General features: G+C 70.8%; 18 protein-coding genes and 2 pseudogenes. 4 read left to right on the top strand and 16 right to left on the bottom strand.

The genetic code is table 11. The annotated features are described in order from the left end of the window. Positions 1–5: 5 nt before the first annotated feature. The 12 genes and pseudogenes from O7615_RS17290 to O7615_RS17235 form a co-directional block, all read right to left on the bottom strand. Positions 6–700: pseudogene (locus O7615_RS17290) on the bottom strand (transposase family protein); the annotation flags it as partial. Positions 701–903: 203 nt separating this feature from the next. Continuing rightward, positions 904–1,842: an anchored repeat-type ABC transporter permease subunit gene (locus O7615_RS17285; protein ID WP_278178696.1), complete on the bottom strand. Its 939-nt coding sequence runs from the start codon at positions 1,840–1,842 to the stop codon at positions 904–906. Further along, positions 1,842–2,585, bottom strand: coding sequence for an anchored repeat-type ABC transporter ATP-binding subunit (locus O7615_RS17280; protein ID WP_278178695.1), 744 nt, complete (start codon positions 2,583–2,585; stop codon positions 1,842–1,844). The genes O7615_RS17285 and O7615_RS17280 overlap by 1 nt, the downstream gene beginning before the upstream one ends. Beyond that, positions 2,582–3,574: a choice-of-anchor M domain-containing protein gene (locus tag O7615_RS17275; RefSeq protein ID WP_278178694.1), complete on the bottom strand. Its 993-nt coding sequence runs from the start codon at positions 3,572–3,574 to the stop codon at positions 2,582–2,584. The genes O7615_RS17280 and O7615_RS17275 overlap by 4 nt, the downstream gene beginning before the upstream one ends. Beyond that, positions 3,574–5,157, bottom strand: a complete 1,584-nt coding sequence (locus O7615_RS17270; RefSeq protein ID WP_278178693.1) for an anchored repeat ABC transporter, substrate-binding protein — start codon at positions 5,155–5,157, stop codon at positions 3,574–3,576. The genes O7615_RS17275 and O7615_RS17270 overlap by 1 nt, the downstream gene beginning before the upstream one ends. A 38-nt stretch (positions 5,158–5,195) precedes the next feature. Further along, entirely contained in the window at positions 5,196–6,734 is a 1,539-nt protein-coding gene (locus O7615_RS17265; RefSeq protein WP_278182127.1) for a TIGR03773 family transporter-associated surface protein, read from the bottom strand. A gap of 29 nt (positions 6,735–6,763) precedes the next feature. Then, positions 6,764–7,978 carry a DUF916 domain-containing protein gene (locus O7615_RS17260; protein ID WP_278178692.1) on the bottom strand — a complete coding sequence of 405 codons (1,215 nt, stop codon included), beginning with the start codon at positions 7,976–7,978 and terminating at the stop codon, positions 6,764–6,766. 131 nt (positions 7,979–8,109) lie between these two features. After that, positions 8,110–9,582, bottom strand: a complete 1,473-nt coding sequence (locus tag O7615_RS17255) for a choice-of-anchor M domain-containing protein (RefSeq protein ID WP_278178691.1) — start codon at positions 9,580–9,582, stop codon at positions 8,110–8,112. 112 nt (positions 9,583–9,694) lie between these two features. Next, positions 9,695–10,000 carry a 30S ribosomal protein S14 gene (gene rpsN, locus O7615_RS17250; protein ID WP_278178689.1) on the bottom strand — a complete coding sequence of 102 codons (306 nt, stop codon included), beginning with the start codon at positions 9,998–10,000 and terminating at the stop codon, positions 9,695–9,697. Between the two features lies 1 nt (position 10,001). Further along, positions 10,002–10,169, bottom strand: a complete 168-nt coding sequence (gene rpmG / locus O7615_RS17245) for a 50S ribosomal protein L33 (protein WP_278178688.1) — start codon at positions 10,167–10,169, stop codon at positions 10,002–10,004. Next, positions 10,169–10,405, bottom strand: a complete 237-nt coding sequence (rpmB, locus tag O7615_RS17240) for a 50S ribosomal protein L28 (RefSeq protein ID WP_278178686.1) — start codon at positions 10,403–10,405, stop codon at positions 10,169–10,171. Before rpmB ends, rpmG begins: the two co-directional genes overlap by 1 nt. Before the next feature lie 75 nt (positions 10,406–10,480). Then, complete coding sequence (locus tag O7615_RS17235) at positions 10,481–10,966, bottom strand: winged helix-turn-helix domain-containing protein (protein WP_278178684.1); 486 nt, start codon at positions 10,964–10,966, stop codon at positions 10,481–10,483. A 46-nt stretch (positions 10,967–11,012) separates the two neighbouring features. Between O7615_RS17235 and O7615_RS17230 the strand changes: the two genes are divergently transcribed. The 4 genes from O7615_RS17230 to O7615_RS17215 are packed head-to-tail and all read left to right on the top strand — an operon-like array spanning position 11,013 to position 13,866. Continuing rightward, a complete protein-coding gene (locus O7615_RS17230) occupies positions 11,013–12,305 on the top strand; it encodes a GTP-binding protein (RefSeq protein WP_278178683.1) in 1,293 nt (430 codons plus the stop codon). Next, entirely contained in the window at positions 12,302–12,565 is a 264-nt protein-coding gene (locus tag O7615_RS17225; RefSeq protein WP_278178682.1) for a type B 50S ribosomal protein L31, read from the top strand. The genes O7615_RS17230 and O7615_RS17225 overlap by 4 nt, the downstream gene beginning before the upstream one ends. Next, positions 12,562–13,425, top strand: a complete 864-nt coding sequence (locus O7615_RS17220) for a class I SAM-dependent methyltransferase (RefSeq protein ID WP_278178681.1) — start codon at positions 12,562–12,564, stop codon at positions 13,423–13,425. Before O7615_RS17225 ends, O7615_RS17220 begins: the two co-directional genes overlap by 4 nt. Positions 13,426–13,431: 6 nt before the next feature. Beyond that, positions 13,432–13,866, top strand: a complete 435-nt coding sequence (locus tag O7615_RS17215) for a Fur family transcriptional regulator (protein WP_278178680.1) — start codon at positions 13,432–13,434, stop codon at positions 13,864–13,866. 32 nt (positions 13,867–13,898) lie between these two features. On the opposite strand, the gene O7615_RS17210 is transcribed toward O7615_RS17215, so the two are convergent. The 4 genes and pseudogenes from O7615_RS17210 to aztA form a co-directional block, all read right to left on the bottom strand. Further along, positions 13,899–14,306 (bottom strand): Fur family transcriptional regulator, encoded by a 408-nt coding sequence (locus O7615_RS17210; RefSeq protein ID WP_278178679.1) that lies wholly within the window; start codon positions 14,304–14,306, stop codon positions 13,899–13,901. Positions 14,307–14,741: 435 nt separating this feature from the next. Next, positions 14,742–15,467: a class I SAM-dependent methyltransferase gene (locus O7615_RS17205; RefSeq protein ID WP_278178678.1), complete on the bottom strand. Its 726-nt coding sequence runs from the start codon at positions 15,465–15,467 to the stop codon at positions 14,742–14,744. Between the two features lie 11 nt (positions 15,468–15,478). Further along, positions 15,479–15,640 (bottom strand): annotated as a pseudogene (locus O7615_RS17200) (GTP-binding protein); the annotation flags it as partial. 125 nt (positions 15,641–15,765) lie between these two features. Then, positions 15,766–16,416 carry a zinc ABC transporter ATP-binding protein AztA gene (aztA, locus tag O7615_RS17195; protein ID WP_278178677.1) on the bottom strand — a complete coding sequence of 217 codons (651 nt, stop codon included), beginning with the start codon at positions 16,414–16,416 and terminating at the stop codon, positions 15,766–15,768. Positions 16,417–16,418: the final 2 nt, after the last annotated feature.

The following is a 16,418-nucleotide window of genomic DNA, read 5'->3' as shown; positions in this document are numbered from 1 at the left end:
CATTTTCATCCTGGGTAGCGATTGGTTTCGACGTCGTGCAGGACCAGGATGTCTTGGACGATCGCGGTGGCTCGGCGTGGGCAGCAGCGTAGCCTGACCAGGACTTTCCAGGTCTTGAGCGTGGCGATCGCGCGTTCGCCGCGGGCGCGGATCTTCGCGTGGGCCCGGTTCACGGCCTTCTGCCGGCGTGACAGCTTCGGCCGGAAGCGGCGCCGCTTGAACGGCGTGCGCACGCTGCCGTGGGCGCCCTGGTAGCCCTTGTCGGCGAAGGTCATCACGTCCGCGCTGGTCAGGGCCTCAAGGATGCCGTGATGGCGGGCGGCGGTCAGGTCGTGGGTCGAGCCGGGTAGTGCCGGTGATGCCCACACGAGCCGGCCGGAGGCGTCCGCGATGACCTGCACGTTCACACCGTGGCGTTTGTGCTTGCCGCTGTAGTAGGGCTTCTGCTCGGCGACCCGGTCGATGGGAATCAGCGTGCCGTCCAGGATCGCGTACGCCAACAGCCGGATGCGTCGCATCGCGGTGTCCAGGTCGTCGGCTGCCGCGCTGAGCAGGTTTATCACCTCTTGGACGTAGCGCCAGGCGGTGGCGACGCCGACCTCGAAGCCGGCCGCGAGTCGGGTGTATGTATCGCCGATAGCAGATGCGCCAGAGCGAGCAGCGCCTGCCGGCCCGGGTCGAGGCGCCGCCACCGGGATCGCCCGTGCCCACGGCGCGGCACCACCGGCACCGCCTCGAAGGGGATCCGCTCGTTGCCGGCGACGGTCGGTGCGCCGGACAGCCACCGGTCCAGCAGTTCTCCGGCATCCGGGAGTCCGGTGTGGAAGCGGTCCAGCCCGGTGCCAAACGCCTCCAGGTCCACCCGGGGGCCGCCCCGGCCGACATCGAGACGAACCCGACCGGCTACTGCATAGCCGGTGAGGAACCCTGCGGGTGAGCGAGGTCGGGCAGCGGCGAGGGTCGGGTGACATCATCGGGTTTCTGCGCATGGGGACGACGCCACCGTTTGGTCAACAGGCCGTGCCGGGGGGCGCACAGCCAGGCGGCGAGGAAGATGACGGTGGCGACCAGGACGATGGTGCCGCCGACGGGGGTGTCGTAGCTCCAGGACAGGTAAAGTCCGACGAGCGCCGAGGTGCCGCCGATCAGCGGGGCGAGCAGCATCATCACGCCGAGCCGGTCGGTGAGCAGGCGGGCCGCCGCGGCCGGAGTGATCAGCAGCGCGAGGACGAGGATGTTGCCGATAGTCTGCAACGAGATCACCACGGCCAGAGTGACCAGGACGTAGAGGGCGATGTCGAGCCAGAAGACCGGCAGCCCCATGGAGCGGGACATTTCCCGGTCCAGGCAGACGGAGACGAATTCCTTGTGTAGCGCAAGCACCAGCCCGAGGATGACCAGGCCGGTGCCGCCGACGACGTAGAGGTCCCGGTCGGGGATGCCGGTGATCGAGCCGAACAGGAACTGTTGCAGTGATCCGGCGTAGCCGGGGGCCTGCGAGATGATGACGATGCCGAGGGCGAAGGCGCCGACCAGGAAGACGCCGATGATCGAGTCTTCCTTGACGCGTCTGTTTTGCGCGAAGATCGCGATCAGCAGTGCGGTGGCGACGCCGGCGACGGCGCCGCCGAGGACCAGGCTGCTCTGCAGGACGAAGGCGATCGCGATGCCCGGGAAGACGGCGTGGGCCACGGCGTCGCCGATGAAGGCCATCCCTCGGAGGACGACGTAGCAGCCGACGACGCCGCAGACGATGCTGGACATGACCGCGATCGCCAGCGCCTTGGGCAGGAACGCGAGGTCGGGGTTGAGCAGGTCGGTGAGGAAGTCGGTGATTGACATCAGGTCGCCCTCACAAGTTTCAGCAATGGGGAGGTTTCGCTCACGCCGAAGGTCTTCGTCCACAGGTCGGCGTCCTGCAAGTCCGCCGGGTGCCCATCGGCGATGATCCGGCCGTTGAGCAGGACCAGACGGGTGCAGGTGTCCACCGCGGCGACGAGGTCGTGGGTGGTCATCAGCACCGCGTGCCCCTCGGCGGCCAGGCTGGTGAACAGCTGACCCAGCAGTTCCTGGGTGGGCATGTCGAGTCCGGTGAACGGTTCGTCGAGCAGCAGGATGCGCGGCGCGAGCGCGAGGGCCCGGGCGACCAGGACGCGTTGACGCTGTCCACCGGACAGCTCACCGACCGGTCGCCGGCGCAGGTTGGTGAGCTGTACGCGGTCAAGCGCGTCGCCGACGGCCCGCCAGTCGGGTACGCCGGGGCGCCGGAGCAGACCGATCCGGCCGGTCCGGCCGCTCATCACGGCCTGCTCCACAGAGATCGGGAAATCCCAGGTGAACTCGTGGCGTTGGGGAACGTAGCCGATGTCGGACCGGCCGGGACGCGTCGACCTGCCCTCCACCAGCACCTGACCGGCGCGGGTGCCGGTCAGTGCCAGGATCGCGCGCAGCAGGGTGGTCTTCCCCGCGCCGTTGGGTCCGAGCAGCCCGACCAGCTCGCCCCGATCCAGGCGCAGGCGGATGTCCCGCAGGACGGGCCGGCCACCGAGGTCCACGTCCAGACCGTCGATCTCCAGTGCTCTCACCGCTGACCCTCCGGTGACGCGATCGCGCGTTCCCGCTCGGCCCGCCGTCTGGCGCCGCGTCCGTGTAGCAGGAGAACGACCAGGCCGATGGCGAGCACGACGGCCGTTCCGGCCAGCGCCGTGATCAGGAGCGTCTGGGAACCACCGGCCCAATCATCGGCTTCGGTCGGGTCCTCGCTCGGCGGCACCTGGCTAGCGGGTGCGGGGACGTCCGCGGTGGCGGCGAAGGCCTCGTCGGCGCTGGCGGCATCCCCGACCGCGAAGCGCAGCGTACGGGTCGCCGAGACCTTTTCGCCATTGACCAGGTCGGCCGACACCTGCACCGCCACCAGGTAGACACCCGGTGCCGAGAAGACCCAGTTGGCGTGGGTGTGGGTGTTGACCTCGACCCAGAAGGGCTGGGCCGTCGATTCGGCGGACCGCCAGAGTGGCTGCGGTGGCGCGAAGTTGCCCGACTGAAGGTAGGTCGTGAGCGTCCCCGGACCGCGCACGCCGAGCAGGGTCAGGGTGGCGCCCCGGTCGATGGTCTGCATTACTCGGGGATCCTGGGTGTTCCAGCCCAGCCAGACGACATCCGGGTCCTGGACCTGCGGGACCACGTACGCCTGCTCACCGGCCTCAATGCCGAGGAAGGCGTACGCGGGGTCGTCCGGAACGGTCTGTTGCGCGGCGTCGGACACCCGCAGCAGTGTGTCGTCGGGGTCACGCCACACCGGTTGCGCCTGCGTGCCGTCGTGGATCAGCAGCGTCCACCGGTCGTCAACGTAGCGGGGGCCGATGTCGATGTGTCCGGCGGACAGCTCCACCCGGCCGGTGGCGAGGGGCTGGTCGGCCGCGATCGACTGGCTGAGGTCCGGCGCCGGTTGGGCTGCCCGCACCGGGGTTGGTGCCGTCGCCAGCACCAGCAGCGTCGCGAGCGCGCCTCGCAGGATGACTGTGGTCGCGCGGGTGCGGCGACGCGCCCGTCCTGCCGTCACTGGTTCCTCCATCACTTGTTCGTGGTCAGGCAGTCGCGCAGCGATTCGGCGTTGAACCGCATCATCTCCGCGTAGGTGGTGACGTCGCGGTCGAACGCGTCGCCGTAGATCGGGCATACCCGCAGGTCCTCCTCCCGGGCAACCTCGGTTAGCGTGGCGGACCGGGCCGCCAGGTTCGGCTCCAGGAACACGGCGGGAATCCGCAGGTTGCGGATCGTCTCGGTGAGCCGGCGGCGGTCGGCCAGGCTGGGCTCGGCGGCCGGATTGGGCGTGACGAAGCCAGAGATCTGCACCCCGTACGCCTGGCCCAGATAGCCGAACGCGTCGTGCGTGGTGACCAGGTGACGCCGCGACGGTGGGATCTGCGCGATGGTGTCCCGGACATAGGTGTCAAGCTCCTCCAGCTGCCGGGTGTAGACCGAAGCGTTCGTCCGGTAGTCGGCCGCGCCCCCGGGGTCCACTCCGATCAGGGTGTCCCGGATCAGCTGCACGTAGGCGATGGCATTGCGGACGTTCTGCCACAGATGCGGGTCGATCTCGCCGTGGACGTGCTTGCCGAGGACGGCCTGCGGCAGCTGGTAGACCTGGGTGCCGGGCCGGCCGAGGAACCGGAACCGCCGGTCGCCGGGCACCTCCAGCAGCGCCTTGTTCGGCACCTCGATGACGGTGCGCGCCGGGTCGTACACCCGTTGGGTGGCATCGCCGCCGCCCTCCGGGTCGGCGAACAGATAGAGCTGCCGCTGGTCGAGGTCCACGGTGAGGTCGGCGTGCCCGCCGTTGAGCACCTCCGGCATCCCCGGCAGCGAGTACGGGTCCACCCCGACGGCGAAGGTGAAGGTCTGCTCGCCCATGGGAAGGGGTGCTGTCTGCGGGTCGACGGCCAGCCGCGCCCGCATCTTCAGCTTGTAGATGCCCGGCTCGGTGAACGCCCAGCTCATGTGAGTGTGTGCGTCCGGCGGCAGCGTCGCGGTGTCGTCCCGGTAGCCGTTGGCGGGGTCGAACCCGTCGCCGGAGTCAACGTAGAACGACGGATTGCCAAACGATTCGGTCAGATACGCGAACATCCGACCCGGCCCGTCCGCGCCGGTCGCGCTGAGGAGCACCTCCGAGGACCGGTTCGCCCCCAGCGTCGCGCCGGTGCCGCGCACCCGCATGCCCAGCCAGATGGTGTCCAGCGACACGTCCTCGACCAGCGGGATGATCTCCGCCGCGTACTTCACCGCCCCCTCGGCCAGCGAGATGTTCGGTGCCCCCTCACGTAGGTTGGCGTCCAGCGCCTTGATGACGGCCTGCTCCTCGAGGAGCAGGTAGTTGCTGAACGCCACGTCGGCGTAGACGACGTCGCGGATGTCCCGCAGCGACGGCTCGTAGCTGTGCGGGTCGGCCCCGTCCGGCACCATTGAGGTGACGGTCACCCGGTCGCCGCCGACGTTACGCGCCAGATCCCGCAGGATCCCGGTAGTCGTGATCACCTGCAGACGATCGTCGTTCGCGCTCAAGGCCACCTCCGAGTGGCAGCCGCCGCCGGCGAGCAACGCGGCCAACAGCGGCAGCATCAACCGCCGTGACTTGATCCACGTGTCGGCAGGTGGCATGGACCGCGTTATGAGCGACGTCGCCCGAAGCACCGCCCTCACCTGTTCCCGAGGGCGACGCGACGGCGGGCCAGCAGCAACAGCACGGCTCCGACCGCTACCAGGACGACGCCGAGCAGTCCGGCCGTCAGCACCCAACCGGCGCCCGTACGCGGCAGCGGCCCACCGCCACCCTGATCTGAACCGTCGTCACCGTTGCCACCACCGTCGGAGCCGGGGCCGAAGCCGGCGTTTGGATCGGTGCTGTCGCCGACGGCGATCGTGAGCGTCTTCGTGTCAGTGACCGCCTTGCCGGCCGTGGTGGTGCCGCTCATCTGCACTGCGAGACGGTACAGACCGGGCTTGCTGAACGCCCAGTTGCCGTGTGTGTGGGTGTTGAGTGGGATGTCCAGCTTCTGCGGAAACGGCTTGGCGGAGTCGAACAGCACGTCGGCGTTGCCGAACGAGCCGGTCAGGAACAGGGCGAACTGGCCGGGCCCGTTGACCCCCTTCAGCGTCCACGTGACGCTGCCCTTGACGCCCGACACGACGGACGCGTGCTGGGTGTTCCAGCCCGGCCAGACCAGACCCGCCTGCTGGGTCTGCGGCAGCAGCCACACGGTGTCGCCCGGCTTGCCGAGGAAGTCGGCTCCGTCGGGCACCGTGATCTTCGCCTTGTCCTTGGCGTGCAGGACCACGTCGGCGGTCTCCCGCCAGACCGGAGGGCTGGTCCGGTCGTCCTTGATCCGGATTGTCCAGCTGTCCCCGGACAGGTTCGGGCCCATGTCGACGTGCCCGTCGGCGATTACCTGGCGTGCACCGGCGGCGGTTTTCACCGCCTTCGGCACGGCCGCCACCTTTGGCGCGGCAGCCGGCTTCGGCGCGGCGAATGCCTCGGCTGGCTCGGCGTGCGGTTGCGTCGCCCGCGCCTGCGGAGCGGGCAACGCCGCCTGCGCCGGCTCGATCGCCGGGACGCGGACCCGGTACGACGCCTCGGCGCGTACCGTCGCACCGGAGCGCAGAGCGGCCGAGCCGGTCAGGGTGAGCCGGTACTCTCCCGCCGCGTCGAAGGCCCAGACCACGCCGCCGGTACGCGTGCCCGCCGGCAGGTGCGTCGACCGCTGCACGCCGGCACCGCTGCCGAATAGCGGGGTCGCCGCGCCGAGGCCGGACAGGGTGTACGCGGTGAATGTCCCCGGCCCTTCGACCGAGTCCAGCGTCAAGGTCACCCGGTCGTCGTCGACGACGCCGGGGCGTATCCCCGTGGTGTCCAGGGACGGGAACCCGATGTCACCGGCGGACAGTGCCCACACGGCGTGGCCTGGCCGTCCGAGGAAGGCGAGGGTCGGTCCGGCCGGTACCCGGCCGGCCAGGCCGCCGTCCGGGCCGAGCACAACCTCGGCAGGATCGCGACCGGCCACGCCGCCGGCCACCTGCGCGGCGTCCCGGAAGCGCAGCGACATCGTGCCTCCGTCGAGCGCGACGGAAACCAGGTCGGCGCCGGCCGAGGTGGCGGCGGCCGGTTCCGCGGAGGCTGGCGTTGCCACGGGGGCCAATGCCAGCATGACGGCGGCGAGGCTCGCGGCGCCGGCGCGCATACTTCTCGTGCTCATTTGTCGCTCCAGAGTCACTTCTCGTCCTTCCCCGTGTCTTCTATGGTGGGATGCCGGTTGTCGTGGCCCGGACCGGGACGATCGGCGTCCGACATCGGATGGTCGTCGGGTGCTGCTCTGCCGGCGGTGGCCGAGGGCTGCCGGCCGGCGGCTACTGGGATGTCCTGGCCTGCCTGCGCGCGGCCCTCCTCCCTGGCGGCGGCCACCGCTCGCGCGAGCTGTGCCGCCCGGCGGCGGCGGGCCGCGATCAGTGCCCAGCCGACGAGCGCAAGCAGGATGAGCAGGGCCAGCTGGGGCCAGGGCACGGCCCAGACGGTGGCCTGCGCCGGCTCGCCTCGCGGTGGCGGGTCGAGGATCTGGTCGCCCACGGCGGCCGGTGTGACGGTCGCGTTCGCGGTCAGTCGGAACAGCGGCGGGACACCCGACATGCGTACGGTGGTGGTCAGCTCGCCGCCGGGCAGGATCTCCGGCAGGGCTGCCCCGTCTACGGACTGCCGGGCCAGGCCGAACGGTCCGGCCACGCCGAGCACGGGTTGCCCGGCGAGCCGTACGTTGCCGGTGTTGCGGACGGTGAACGTGGCGGTGACCGTGCCACCGGCCAGCGGGTTGACCGAGCCGGAATGCCGCACTCGCAGGTTCTCGACGGTCAGTGTCGGCTGTAGCTCACCGGCCACGCGCAGGTAGATGCGCGCGCCGACCCGGTGATCGACGGCGACCCGGTTACCCTGCGCATCGACGGCCGCGCCGGCCAGCGAGGCGACGATCCCTCCGGCGTGGTCCCCGGGCGTGGCGTTGCGCGGGACGGTAAGCGTGAACGGTATGTCCAGCCGGGACGTCGACGGGATGGTCACCGTGCGGCGCGGGAGGCGGACCCAGGAGCCCACGTCGGTGGGCTCCTGGTCAGCAGCCAGCAGGTCGAACCCGCCCTGCGTGGTGGTGACCGCATCGCTGGCGTAGAGGCTCAGAGTGAGCGGGCGTGTGGAGTGGTTCGTGACGCCGATGTAGTCAGTCAGGGTGGCACCTGGATCGAGCTTGTAGCTGAACGCCGGCCGGCCGTTCGGCCCGCGCGCGCTCGACGGCGCCACCCCCCACGTCGCGGCGGCGGACGGCGGTGCCGGCGACGGCTCTTGCTGCGCCGGCGGGGTGGGGGCGGCCAGCGCGGAGGCAGGTGGCGCGGGGACCACGCCGAGCAGGGCGATGCCGGCGGCGATGGTGGCGAGCAGGCGCATTGCGGGGACGGGTCCGTTCCTAAGGTACGAGGGGAGGTGCGGGGCGTGCGGTCGCGGCGAACGACACGCTCGCCCCGCGCGATCGTCCGGTGGCCAGGCTCAACGCCCGGCCACCGGACGGGTTGGCGCGATCAGATCGCGGTAAGGGTCAGGGTCGCGGTGTAGGTCCCTGCCGCCGTCTCGGTGGGCAGGCTCAGCCGCAGGCCTGCGCCCAGTTGCGCGGTACCCCGCCCGGCGCCGTCCGACGCCGATCCCAGCACTGCGCTGTTGCCGAGGCCGCCGCCGACCCCGACGACGTACGGAGCCACCTCCGGACCAGCAACCACGCCCTGCCCGTTTGCCTGAGCCAGGACACGCGGCGTCCAGCCGAGATAGCCGGCGCTGAACGTCGCTCCGTCCGGTCCGGCGAAGTCCGCCGGGATCTGCCCGGACGCGCTCCACCCTGGCTGGCCGGCACGGGTGTCGGTCACCGCGACCGGCCGGAGTTCGCCGGTGCTCTCCCACCGGTCACCGGCGGCGTTGAGCTGTGCGGGCGGCAGCACCACGGCCCGGTCGTCCGGGTTGACGCTGATCACCAGCGAGCCCTGCGTCTCGTCGATCGACGCGGTGATCGTCTGCGAGGTGCCCGGCTCCTGCGGTGGGAACGCCACCCACAGGGTCACCGGCTCACTGGTCGCGATGACCTGGTGGTCGTCGTCGTAGAGCTTGGCCAGGTACTCGCAGGCGTTCAGCTCCCGGGTCGCGGTGAACGAGTAGCTCGCGCCACCCTCACCAGGAACGACGCTCCAGTCCGCCGCGCCCGGGCACTTGCTGAACCAGTGGTAATGGTCCAGCTCGGTCTGCGGCGTCTGCACCGCGTTGAGCGTCACAGTGTCGTTGGGCTGGTACTCGTCGGCCATCCCGCTGACCGACAGGCTGACCTCGGGGCCGCCGCCGGACAACTCGCCCACCACGAACGAGTAGTCGACCGGCCCCGTGCTGAGCGTGGTGCCGTTGGCCAGCGTCGCGTCGGCCTGGAACTTCAGCGTGTAGCTGCCCAGCGCACTGAACGCCCAGTTCGAGTGCGCGTGCGTGTGCACCGGGACGTCGATCGCATCGGGAAGCCCGTCATCGGAGCGGAACTTGATGATCGGACCGCCGAATGAGTCCTGCGTGAACAGCGTGACGTTGCCCGGCCCCTGGACGTCGACCAGGCTCAGCCGCACCTTGTTCCCCTCGAACACCCCGGTCTTCAGGGTCGTGGTGTTCCAACCCGGCCAGAGCAGATCCGGGTCCTGGGTCATCGGCAGCAGCCAGATCTGGCTGCCCGCCGGCCCGAGGAACGCGAACCGGGGATCGTCCGGAACGGCCATCGCCGCCTCCGGCAGGACCTGGAACGTCACGTCCGCCGGGTCCCGGGCCACGGCCGGGCTGACCGTGTCGTCATGCACCTTCAGCGACAGCGTCCCGTCGCTGTAGTGCACGTCCACCGCATCGGTGTGTCCCTTGGACAGCACCACCTTCTCCGCCGCAGACGCGGCCGTGGGCGCCAGCACCGTGCCGGCGACCACCACCGCCCCGGCGACCAGGGCCGCGAAACCGCGAGCCCTCACCGTCGCATTCATGCCTCCCCTTTCCACGCCACGCGCACCTGCGCGCGGTGGTACATGTGGCCCCCTGAGCGGGCGGCAGCCGGCCAAGGCCGGTGGACCGCGCCCGACCGGTGCCGGACAACCGTCACCAGGACGCCTTGCGGATGCCTGGCAGCTCGCCGCGCAGCGCCATCTCCCGGAACCGGACCCGGGACAACCCGAAGCGGGTCAGCACGCCGCGTGGGCGGCCGTCGATCACATCCCGGTTGCGCAGCCGTACCCGGCTCGAGTCGCGAGGCAGGCGGGACAACCGGCGCACGGCGTCGTCGCGTACGGCCGGGTCGGTGTCCGGGTGAACGATCAGCCGCTTCAGCTCCGCCCGGCGGTCGGCATGCCGGGCGACCAGGTCCTCTCGACGGGCCTGCCGATTACTCAAGCTCTTGCGGGCCATGTCAGCGCGCCTCGCGGAACTCGACGTGCCGCCGCACGATCGGGTCGTACTTGCGTAGCACCAGTCGGTCCGGGTCGTTGCGGCGGTTCTTGCGGGTCACGTACGTGTAGCCGGTGCCGGCGCTGCTACGCAGCCGCACGATCGGACGGACATCGGTCTGGCGGGCCATCAGAGCCTCACTCCCCGGGCGCGCAGCTCGGCGACGACCCGCTCAATGCCCTTGCGGTCCACCGTCTTCAGCGCCTTCGCCGTCAGGGTCAGCCGCACCCAGCGCTGCTCCGACGGCAGCCAGTAGCGGTGGTTCTGCAGGTTGGGGTTCCACCGGCGGCGGGTGCGCCGGTGGGAGTGGGACACGGCGTTGCCGAAGCTCGGCTCCGCGCCGGTGACGTCACAGCGTCGGGACACGACTCACTCCTCCAGTTCAAGGTTGACAGTAACGAGAACCGTTTTCGTTTTTACATCAGCCGTTCGGACAAGCCCTCACCCGGGGTCGTCCACCACCTCGACCGACACGGCGGAGCCGAGCCGGTACCCGACCCCACGCACCGTGGAGATCACCGGCAGGTCGGCACCGAGCTTCACCCGTAAGCGCCGCACGTGGACATCGACGCTGCGGGCACCGGTGAAGGGATGCCCCCACACTCGATCGAGCAGCTGAGCACGGGTGAACACTCGCCGCGGATGGTCGGCGAGGTGTCGCAGCAGGTCGAACTCGCGTCGGGTGAGAGCAATCTCGCGACCGTCGCAGTAGACCGTGCGCGCGTGCGGGACGACTCGTAAAAGGTGCACGTCCCGCGCGGCAGGAGGCTCGACACCGCCATCGACCTGACGGGCGGCGATGCGACCCACCAGCCGCAGCAGGCGGGTCGCATCGGCGTCGAGCAGTCCCGCCGCACCCGGCAACCGGATGGTGACCACCACGCCACCGTCGTTTTCCACCGACACCCCCACCCGCCCGTCGCCCACCACATGCCTATAATGACAACCGTTTTCAGTTTGTGTCGAGAGGAAAGTGATGTCGACGTCACCGCTCGCACCCGCCGACCGCGGCGCTACGGCGGCCGACACCCGCCCGTCGTTGACCGTGCTCAGCGGCTTCTGGCCGTCCGCGACGTACGCCGTCGCCCGCACGCTGCTGGCGGCGGACCCGGCGCTACTGCTGGTCCGGCACGATCTCGCCGACCTGGCCGCAGGCACCGTGCACCGGATCGTCCGCGACGGTGCCGGCGTGCTCGAGGACGAGCGAATCACCTTGGCCCACGGCTGTGTCTCCTGCACGCTGCGGGAGGACGTGCTGCCCACCCTCGCTCGGCTGGCCCGTGCCCAGCCACACCGCGACCTGGTGCTGATGCTGCCCGAGGTGGTCGAACCCGAGGCGGTCGCCGCCGCCTGCGCCCATTGCCTCGTCAACGGCGCACCGATCACCGACCTGATCCGGGTCGACTCCTACGTCACCGTGGTCGACGCCGAGCACCTGCTCGACGGCCTGGCCAGCACTGACGACCTGAAGACTCTCGGCATCGCAGCCGCCGACAACGACGACCGGGCACTGGCCGACGTCGTCGTCCGGCAGATCGAGTACGCCGACACCCTCGTCCTGTGGGGCGAGTCCCGCGAGGGCGCGTACGACACCAGCCGTCTGTCGGTGCTGCTCGAACGGATGGCCCCGTGGACGACGCAGGTCCGCGTCCACGAAGACGTCGTTGACGCCAGTACGCTGACCAGGCAGCTTCGCCACACCCACCGGCACCGGCCCGAGACCCCCGGGATCTTCGCCCGCAGTCTGCAGGGCTACACCCTCGGCGCGCACGAGCCGGAGTCCGACTGCGGAGTTGTCTCCGCCGTCTTCCGTGCCCGCCGGCCATTCCACCCGCGGCGCCTGCACGACGTCCTCGAAGAGGTCAACGCCGAGATGATCCGCTCGCGCGGGCACTTCTGGCTGGCCAGCCAACCCGACACCGTCATCGCCTGGGAGTTCGCCGGCGGCGCCCTGGCCATGGGCTCCCTCGGACACTGGCTGGTGAGCTTGCCGGAGCAGAGGTGGGAGCATGTCGAGGACCAGCGCCGCCTCGCCGCCGCCCTCGACTGGGACCCCTACTACGGCGATCGGCACCAGCACCTGGTCTTCATCGGCCTTGACATCGACTCCGTCGACTTGCACCGCACCCTTGTCGGCTGCCTGCTCACCGATGCCGAACTCGCCGACGGCGAACAGACCTGGCGCACCTACGACGACCCGTTCGCCGGCTACTTCCCCCTCGGGGCGGAGGAACTGGCTGACACCGAAGGAGTACGACCCGCATGAAGCCGAACATCCACCCCGAGTACCGCCCCGTCGTCTACCGCGACAAGGGCGCCAACTTCGCCTTCCTCACCCGCTCCACCGCCACCAGCAGCCAGACCATCGAATGGACCGACGGCAACACCTACCCCGTCATCGACGTCCAGATTTCCTCGGCCAGCCACCCCTTCTGGACCGGCAAGCAGCGCCTGCTCGACACCGAAGGCCGGGTCGAGAAGTTCCGTAACAAGTACGCCCGCCGCGGATCCCAGCAACCCCGATGACCGAGGCACGCATCGACTGGGCGGCCCACGCGCCCCGCCTCGTCGACGCCGCCACGGCAGACCGGGCCTGGTACCACGCCGTCGCCCGCGAGCTGGTTGCCCCCGGCGACCGGCTCGCGGTCGACATCGGCTGCGGCGGCGCCGGCATGGCCCTCGCCCTGGCCCGGCACATGACCTGCGGCCGGATCCTCGCTGTCGACGCCGAACCGGCGATCGTGGAGGCGGCCCGAGCGCGGATTCGCACCGAGTGGGCCGACCCACGCATTCGCATCGACGTCGAGCTCGTCGACATCGCCGATACCGGCAGCCTGCGGCGAACGGTCTGCGGGCACGCAGACCTCGTGTGGGCCTCAGCCATGGTGCACCACCTCGGTGACCAGCAACGCGCCGTCGACGCCCTCGCCGCCCTGCTGGCTCGCGGCGGGCGGCTGGCGCTGGCCGAGGGTGGCCTTCCCGCCCGTCACCTGCCCTGGGACCTCGGAGTCGGCGACCCCGGGCTGGAGCTGCGCCTGCACACCGCCGAGGATCGCTGGTTCGCCCGCATACGCGCCGCGCTGCCCGGCAGCCGACCCATGCCGTACGGCTGGGACGAGGCACTGCGCCGTGCCGGCCTGGATCCGGCCACCACCGTGACCACCCTCTCCGAGCTACCCCCGCCGCTTCCGCCGCCCCAGCAGCGCGCTGTCGTGAACCGCCTCGCCAATCGCATCGGCCGGCTCCGCGACACCGGCCTGCTCACCCCCGCCGATCTGCACACCTGGGACCGACTCCTCGATCCGAGCGATCTTGTCTGGCTCGGCAACCGCCGCGACGTGTTCCTTCTCGAGGCGCGCAGTGTTCACGTCGGCCGGCGCGGTTGACCGGCCATGACTGAGACCGCACCTTCCGCCGACGCGCCCCTGCGGGCAACCGGCGTACGCACCACCCGGCAACGGCAGGCCATTCTCGCCGCGCTGACCGGCCGGACCCACCCGATGACCGCCCAGGCCGTGCACACCGCGCTAACCGGTGCCGGTCACCGGATCGGCCTCAGCACCGTGTACCGCGCGCTGCACCGGCTCGCCGAGGTCGGACTGCTGCACTCCTTCGAAGTGGGCGGCGAACGCGCCTACCGACGCTGCCCGGCCACCCCGCACCAACACCTGCTTTGCGACGACTGCGGCCTGATCACCGAGTGCCCGCCGCACCTAGTGGAAGCCTGGCTCACCGAACTACGTGCGACAACCGGCTTCATTCCGCACGCCGACCGGATCGACCTGCACGGGCACTGCGCCGACTGCACTGCGGTCCCGGCACCGTAGCTCCTGTACAACGGCTTGCCCTAAGCAGGCAGCTACCGGGTGACGCAGGCGGCGCAGGTGCCCATGATCTCCAGGGTGTGGTTGACGTCGGTGAACCCGTGCTGGCTGGCCATCCGGCGGGCCCACGTCTCGACGGCGGGACCGGTGATCTCGACAGTGCGGCCACAGTGCCGGCACACCAAATGGTGGTGGTGGGTACGGCTGCACCGCCGGAACAGTTGCTCACCGGTGGACAGGCGCAAGATGTCCACCTCACCCGCGTCGGCCAGTGCCTGCAGAGTGCGGTAGACGGTGGTGAGGCCCACCGCGGCTCCCCCCTCGCGCAGCTCCGCGTGCAGGCGCTGCGCGCTGCGGAACTCGTCCGAGCGGGCGAGCAGCTCGACCACTTCCGCCCGCTGTCGGGTGTTGCGGACGGCACCGGGGATCGGATTTGTCGGCATCGGCTGTCACCTCCCTCATCCTTGCTCTGCCGGGCCATGTATTCCGAGCACCGCGACGGTGATGCTAACCGACAAGGTCGCCATGCCGGTCGAGCATCGCGCCGACGCAGGTCAGCGGGGCGGCAGGTCGGCCTCTCGGATGAGGTCTAGCACAGCCTGCCGGTGGTGCGGTGTCCCGATCGGCCCCGATCAGCGCCAGCCGCCCGCCGCGCCGCGCCGCGCCGGTGAACAGGAGCAGAGCGAGCGCCCGATGGCAGGCACCGAGGCAGCCCGCCCGGATCAGGACCCGCGTTCCGGCTGTACCGCACCGCTTCGCGGAGGGCACCGACGTAGTCCGCCGAGCCTCCAGACCGCCCGGTCAGCTCCACTGGCGTAGCGCTTGGCAGCAATGGCCGTCGCAGTAGATGACGGTGAACCCAGGGGGTGCGCTGGCGCTCATCGGCCGCCCGGCGGGCGACGGAAAGCCATCAGGGCGTGGTCCGCCCGCCGGTGGAGCACCGTCGCGTCCGAAAAGCCGGCTCGCCAGGCGGCATCCCGGTGCCAGTCGACCGGCGCGGCGAACTCCGCGCAGGCGAGGCCTGCCAGGGCGGCTGCCCGCTCGCGCAGCAGCGGCGCCATCGCTGGCTCGCCGGCCAGTACGGTCCACCACGAGGTCCAGGGATCGGCCCCTGCGTCTGCCGGCGGCGCCGGCACCACGGACGGAGCGTCCCGCATCGCGTCAGCGACGAGTAGTAGCCCGCCTGGCCGCAGCAACTGCCGGGCCTCGGCGTACCAGTCGCGGACCCGGTCTTCGGGCAGATAGTGCACGGTCATCAGCGCCAGCACCACGTCGTACGGGCCACCAGCCGACCCGAGCCACTGTGCGGTACCGATATCAGCCCGGACCGTGCGCACGTGCGGCAACGCGGTGTCGGTCAACGCCAGCAAAGCCGGGTCGATGTCCAGCACGGTGACGTCGGCACCGGGCCACCGCCGCAGCATCGCCTCGGCGATGGTGCCCGGACCACCACCGACATCGAGCACCCGCTCCGGGGGCCGTCCGTGCACCTCCTCGACCGCGGCCAGGCAGGCGGCGAGGAGCTCGTCCCGTCCCGGCGGGTAGTACCGCATCACTGTCTCCCAGTCCCGCCGCCACCGGGCCACGTCAGCGGGAGCAAGCATGGTCGACATGTTCAGACCCGGACCGGCTCGGCGTGGTCGTGTTCGTGCAGGTCGCCCAGCTCCCACTCGGGGAACGGATCGGGCAGGGCTCGCCACGCCGGCTCCCCCGCGGCGACCTCCGAGTCGGTGAGCAGGCAGGCGGTCAGGGCGGCCCGCAGCCCGTCGCTGTCCAGACCTTCGTTTCGCCCCGATCGGGAGCCGTGGTAACCCAGGCGACGGTCCGGGCCGCGGCTGCTCCGTTGCCACGACACCAGTGATGGGCGGTAGACGGCCCGCCCCGGCGACCGGCCGCCCATGATCAGTGCTCCGCAGGGATGCCGGTGATGGAGTGTTCCACCGCACCCGCAAGTCGCACTGTGCGATCAGCGAGGGCCACATCGGCGGGATCGTGGCTGGCATAAACCACCGCCGCGCCGGCGCGGACCCGTTCGGCGAGCAGATCGCGCACGTGCCGCCGGCTCCCCACGTCGAGAGCGACCGTGGGTTCGTCCAGCACGTAGATGTCGGCGACTTGGACGAGAGCCTGGGCGATGAGAGCGCGCTGACGCTGCCCGCCGGACAGCTCACGCAGCCTCCGCCGGGCCAGGTGGGCGAGGTCGAGCCGTTCCATGATTGTGCTCACGGCGGCACGGTCGTCGCGGCTCAGGCGTCGGCGTGGCCGGAACCGGCCGATCTGCACGCACTCGGCGACGGTCAGCGGGAGGGCGTCAATGCCGCTAGTGCGCTGCGGAAGCAGCGCCAGCCGGCAGCCGGCCCGGCGACGGACGCTGCCCTCGGCCGGCTCCTCGACACCGGCCAGTAGGTGCAGCAGAGTGCTCTTGCCGGAGCCGTTCGCCCCGGTCACCGCGACCGTGGAGGCGGCCTCCACGCGCAGGTTCACGTCCCGCAGGACCGGGACGCCGGCGTACCGGAAGGCCACGTGCTCGACGGTCAGGATCTCGGCGCCCAACG

The sequence above is a fragment of the Micromonospora sp. WMMD1082 genome, assembly GCF_029626175.1.
Taxonomy (GTDB): domain Bacteria; phylum Actinomycetota; class Actinomycetes; order Mycobacteriales; family Micromonosporaceae; genus Micromonospora.
Note: the sequence above shows the minus strand (reverse complement) of the source record. Positions and strands in the feature narration are given on the sequence as shown.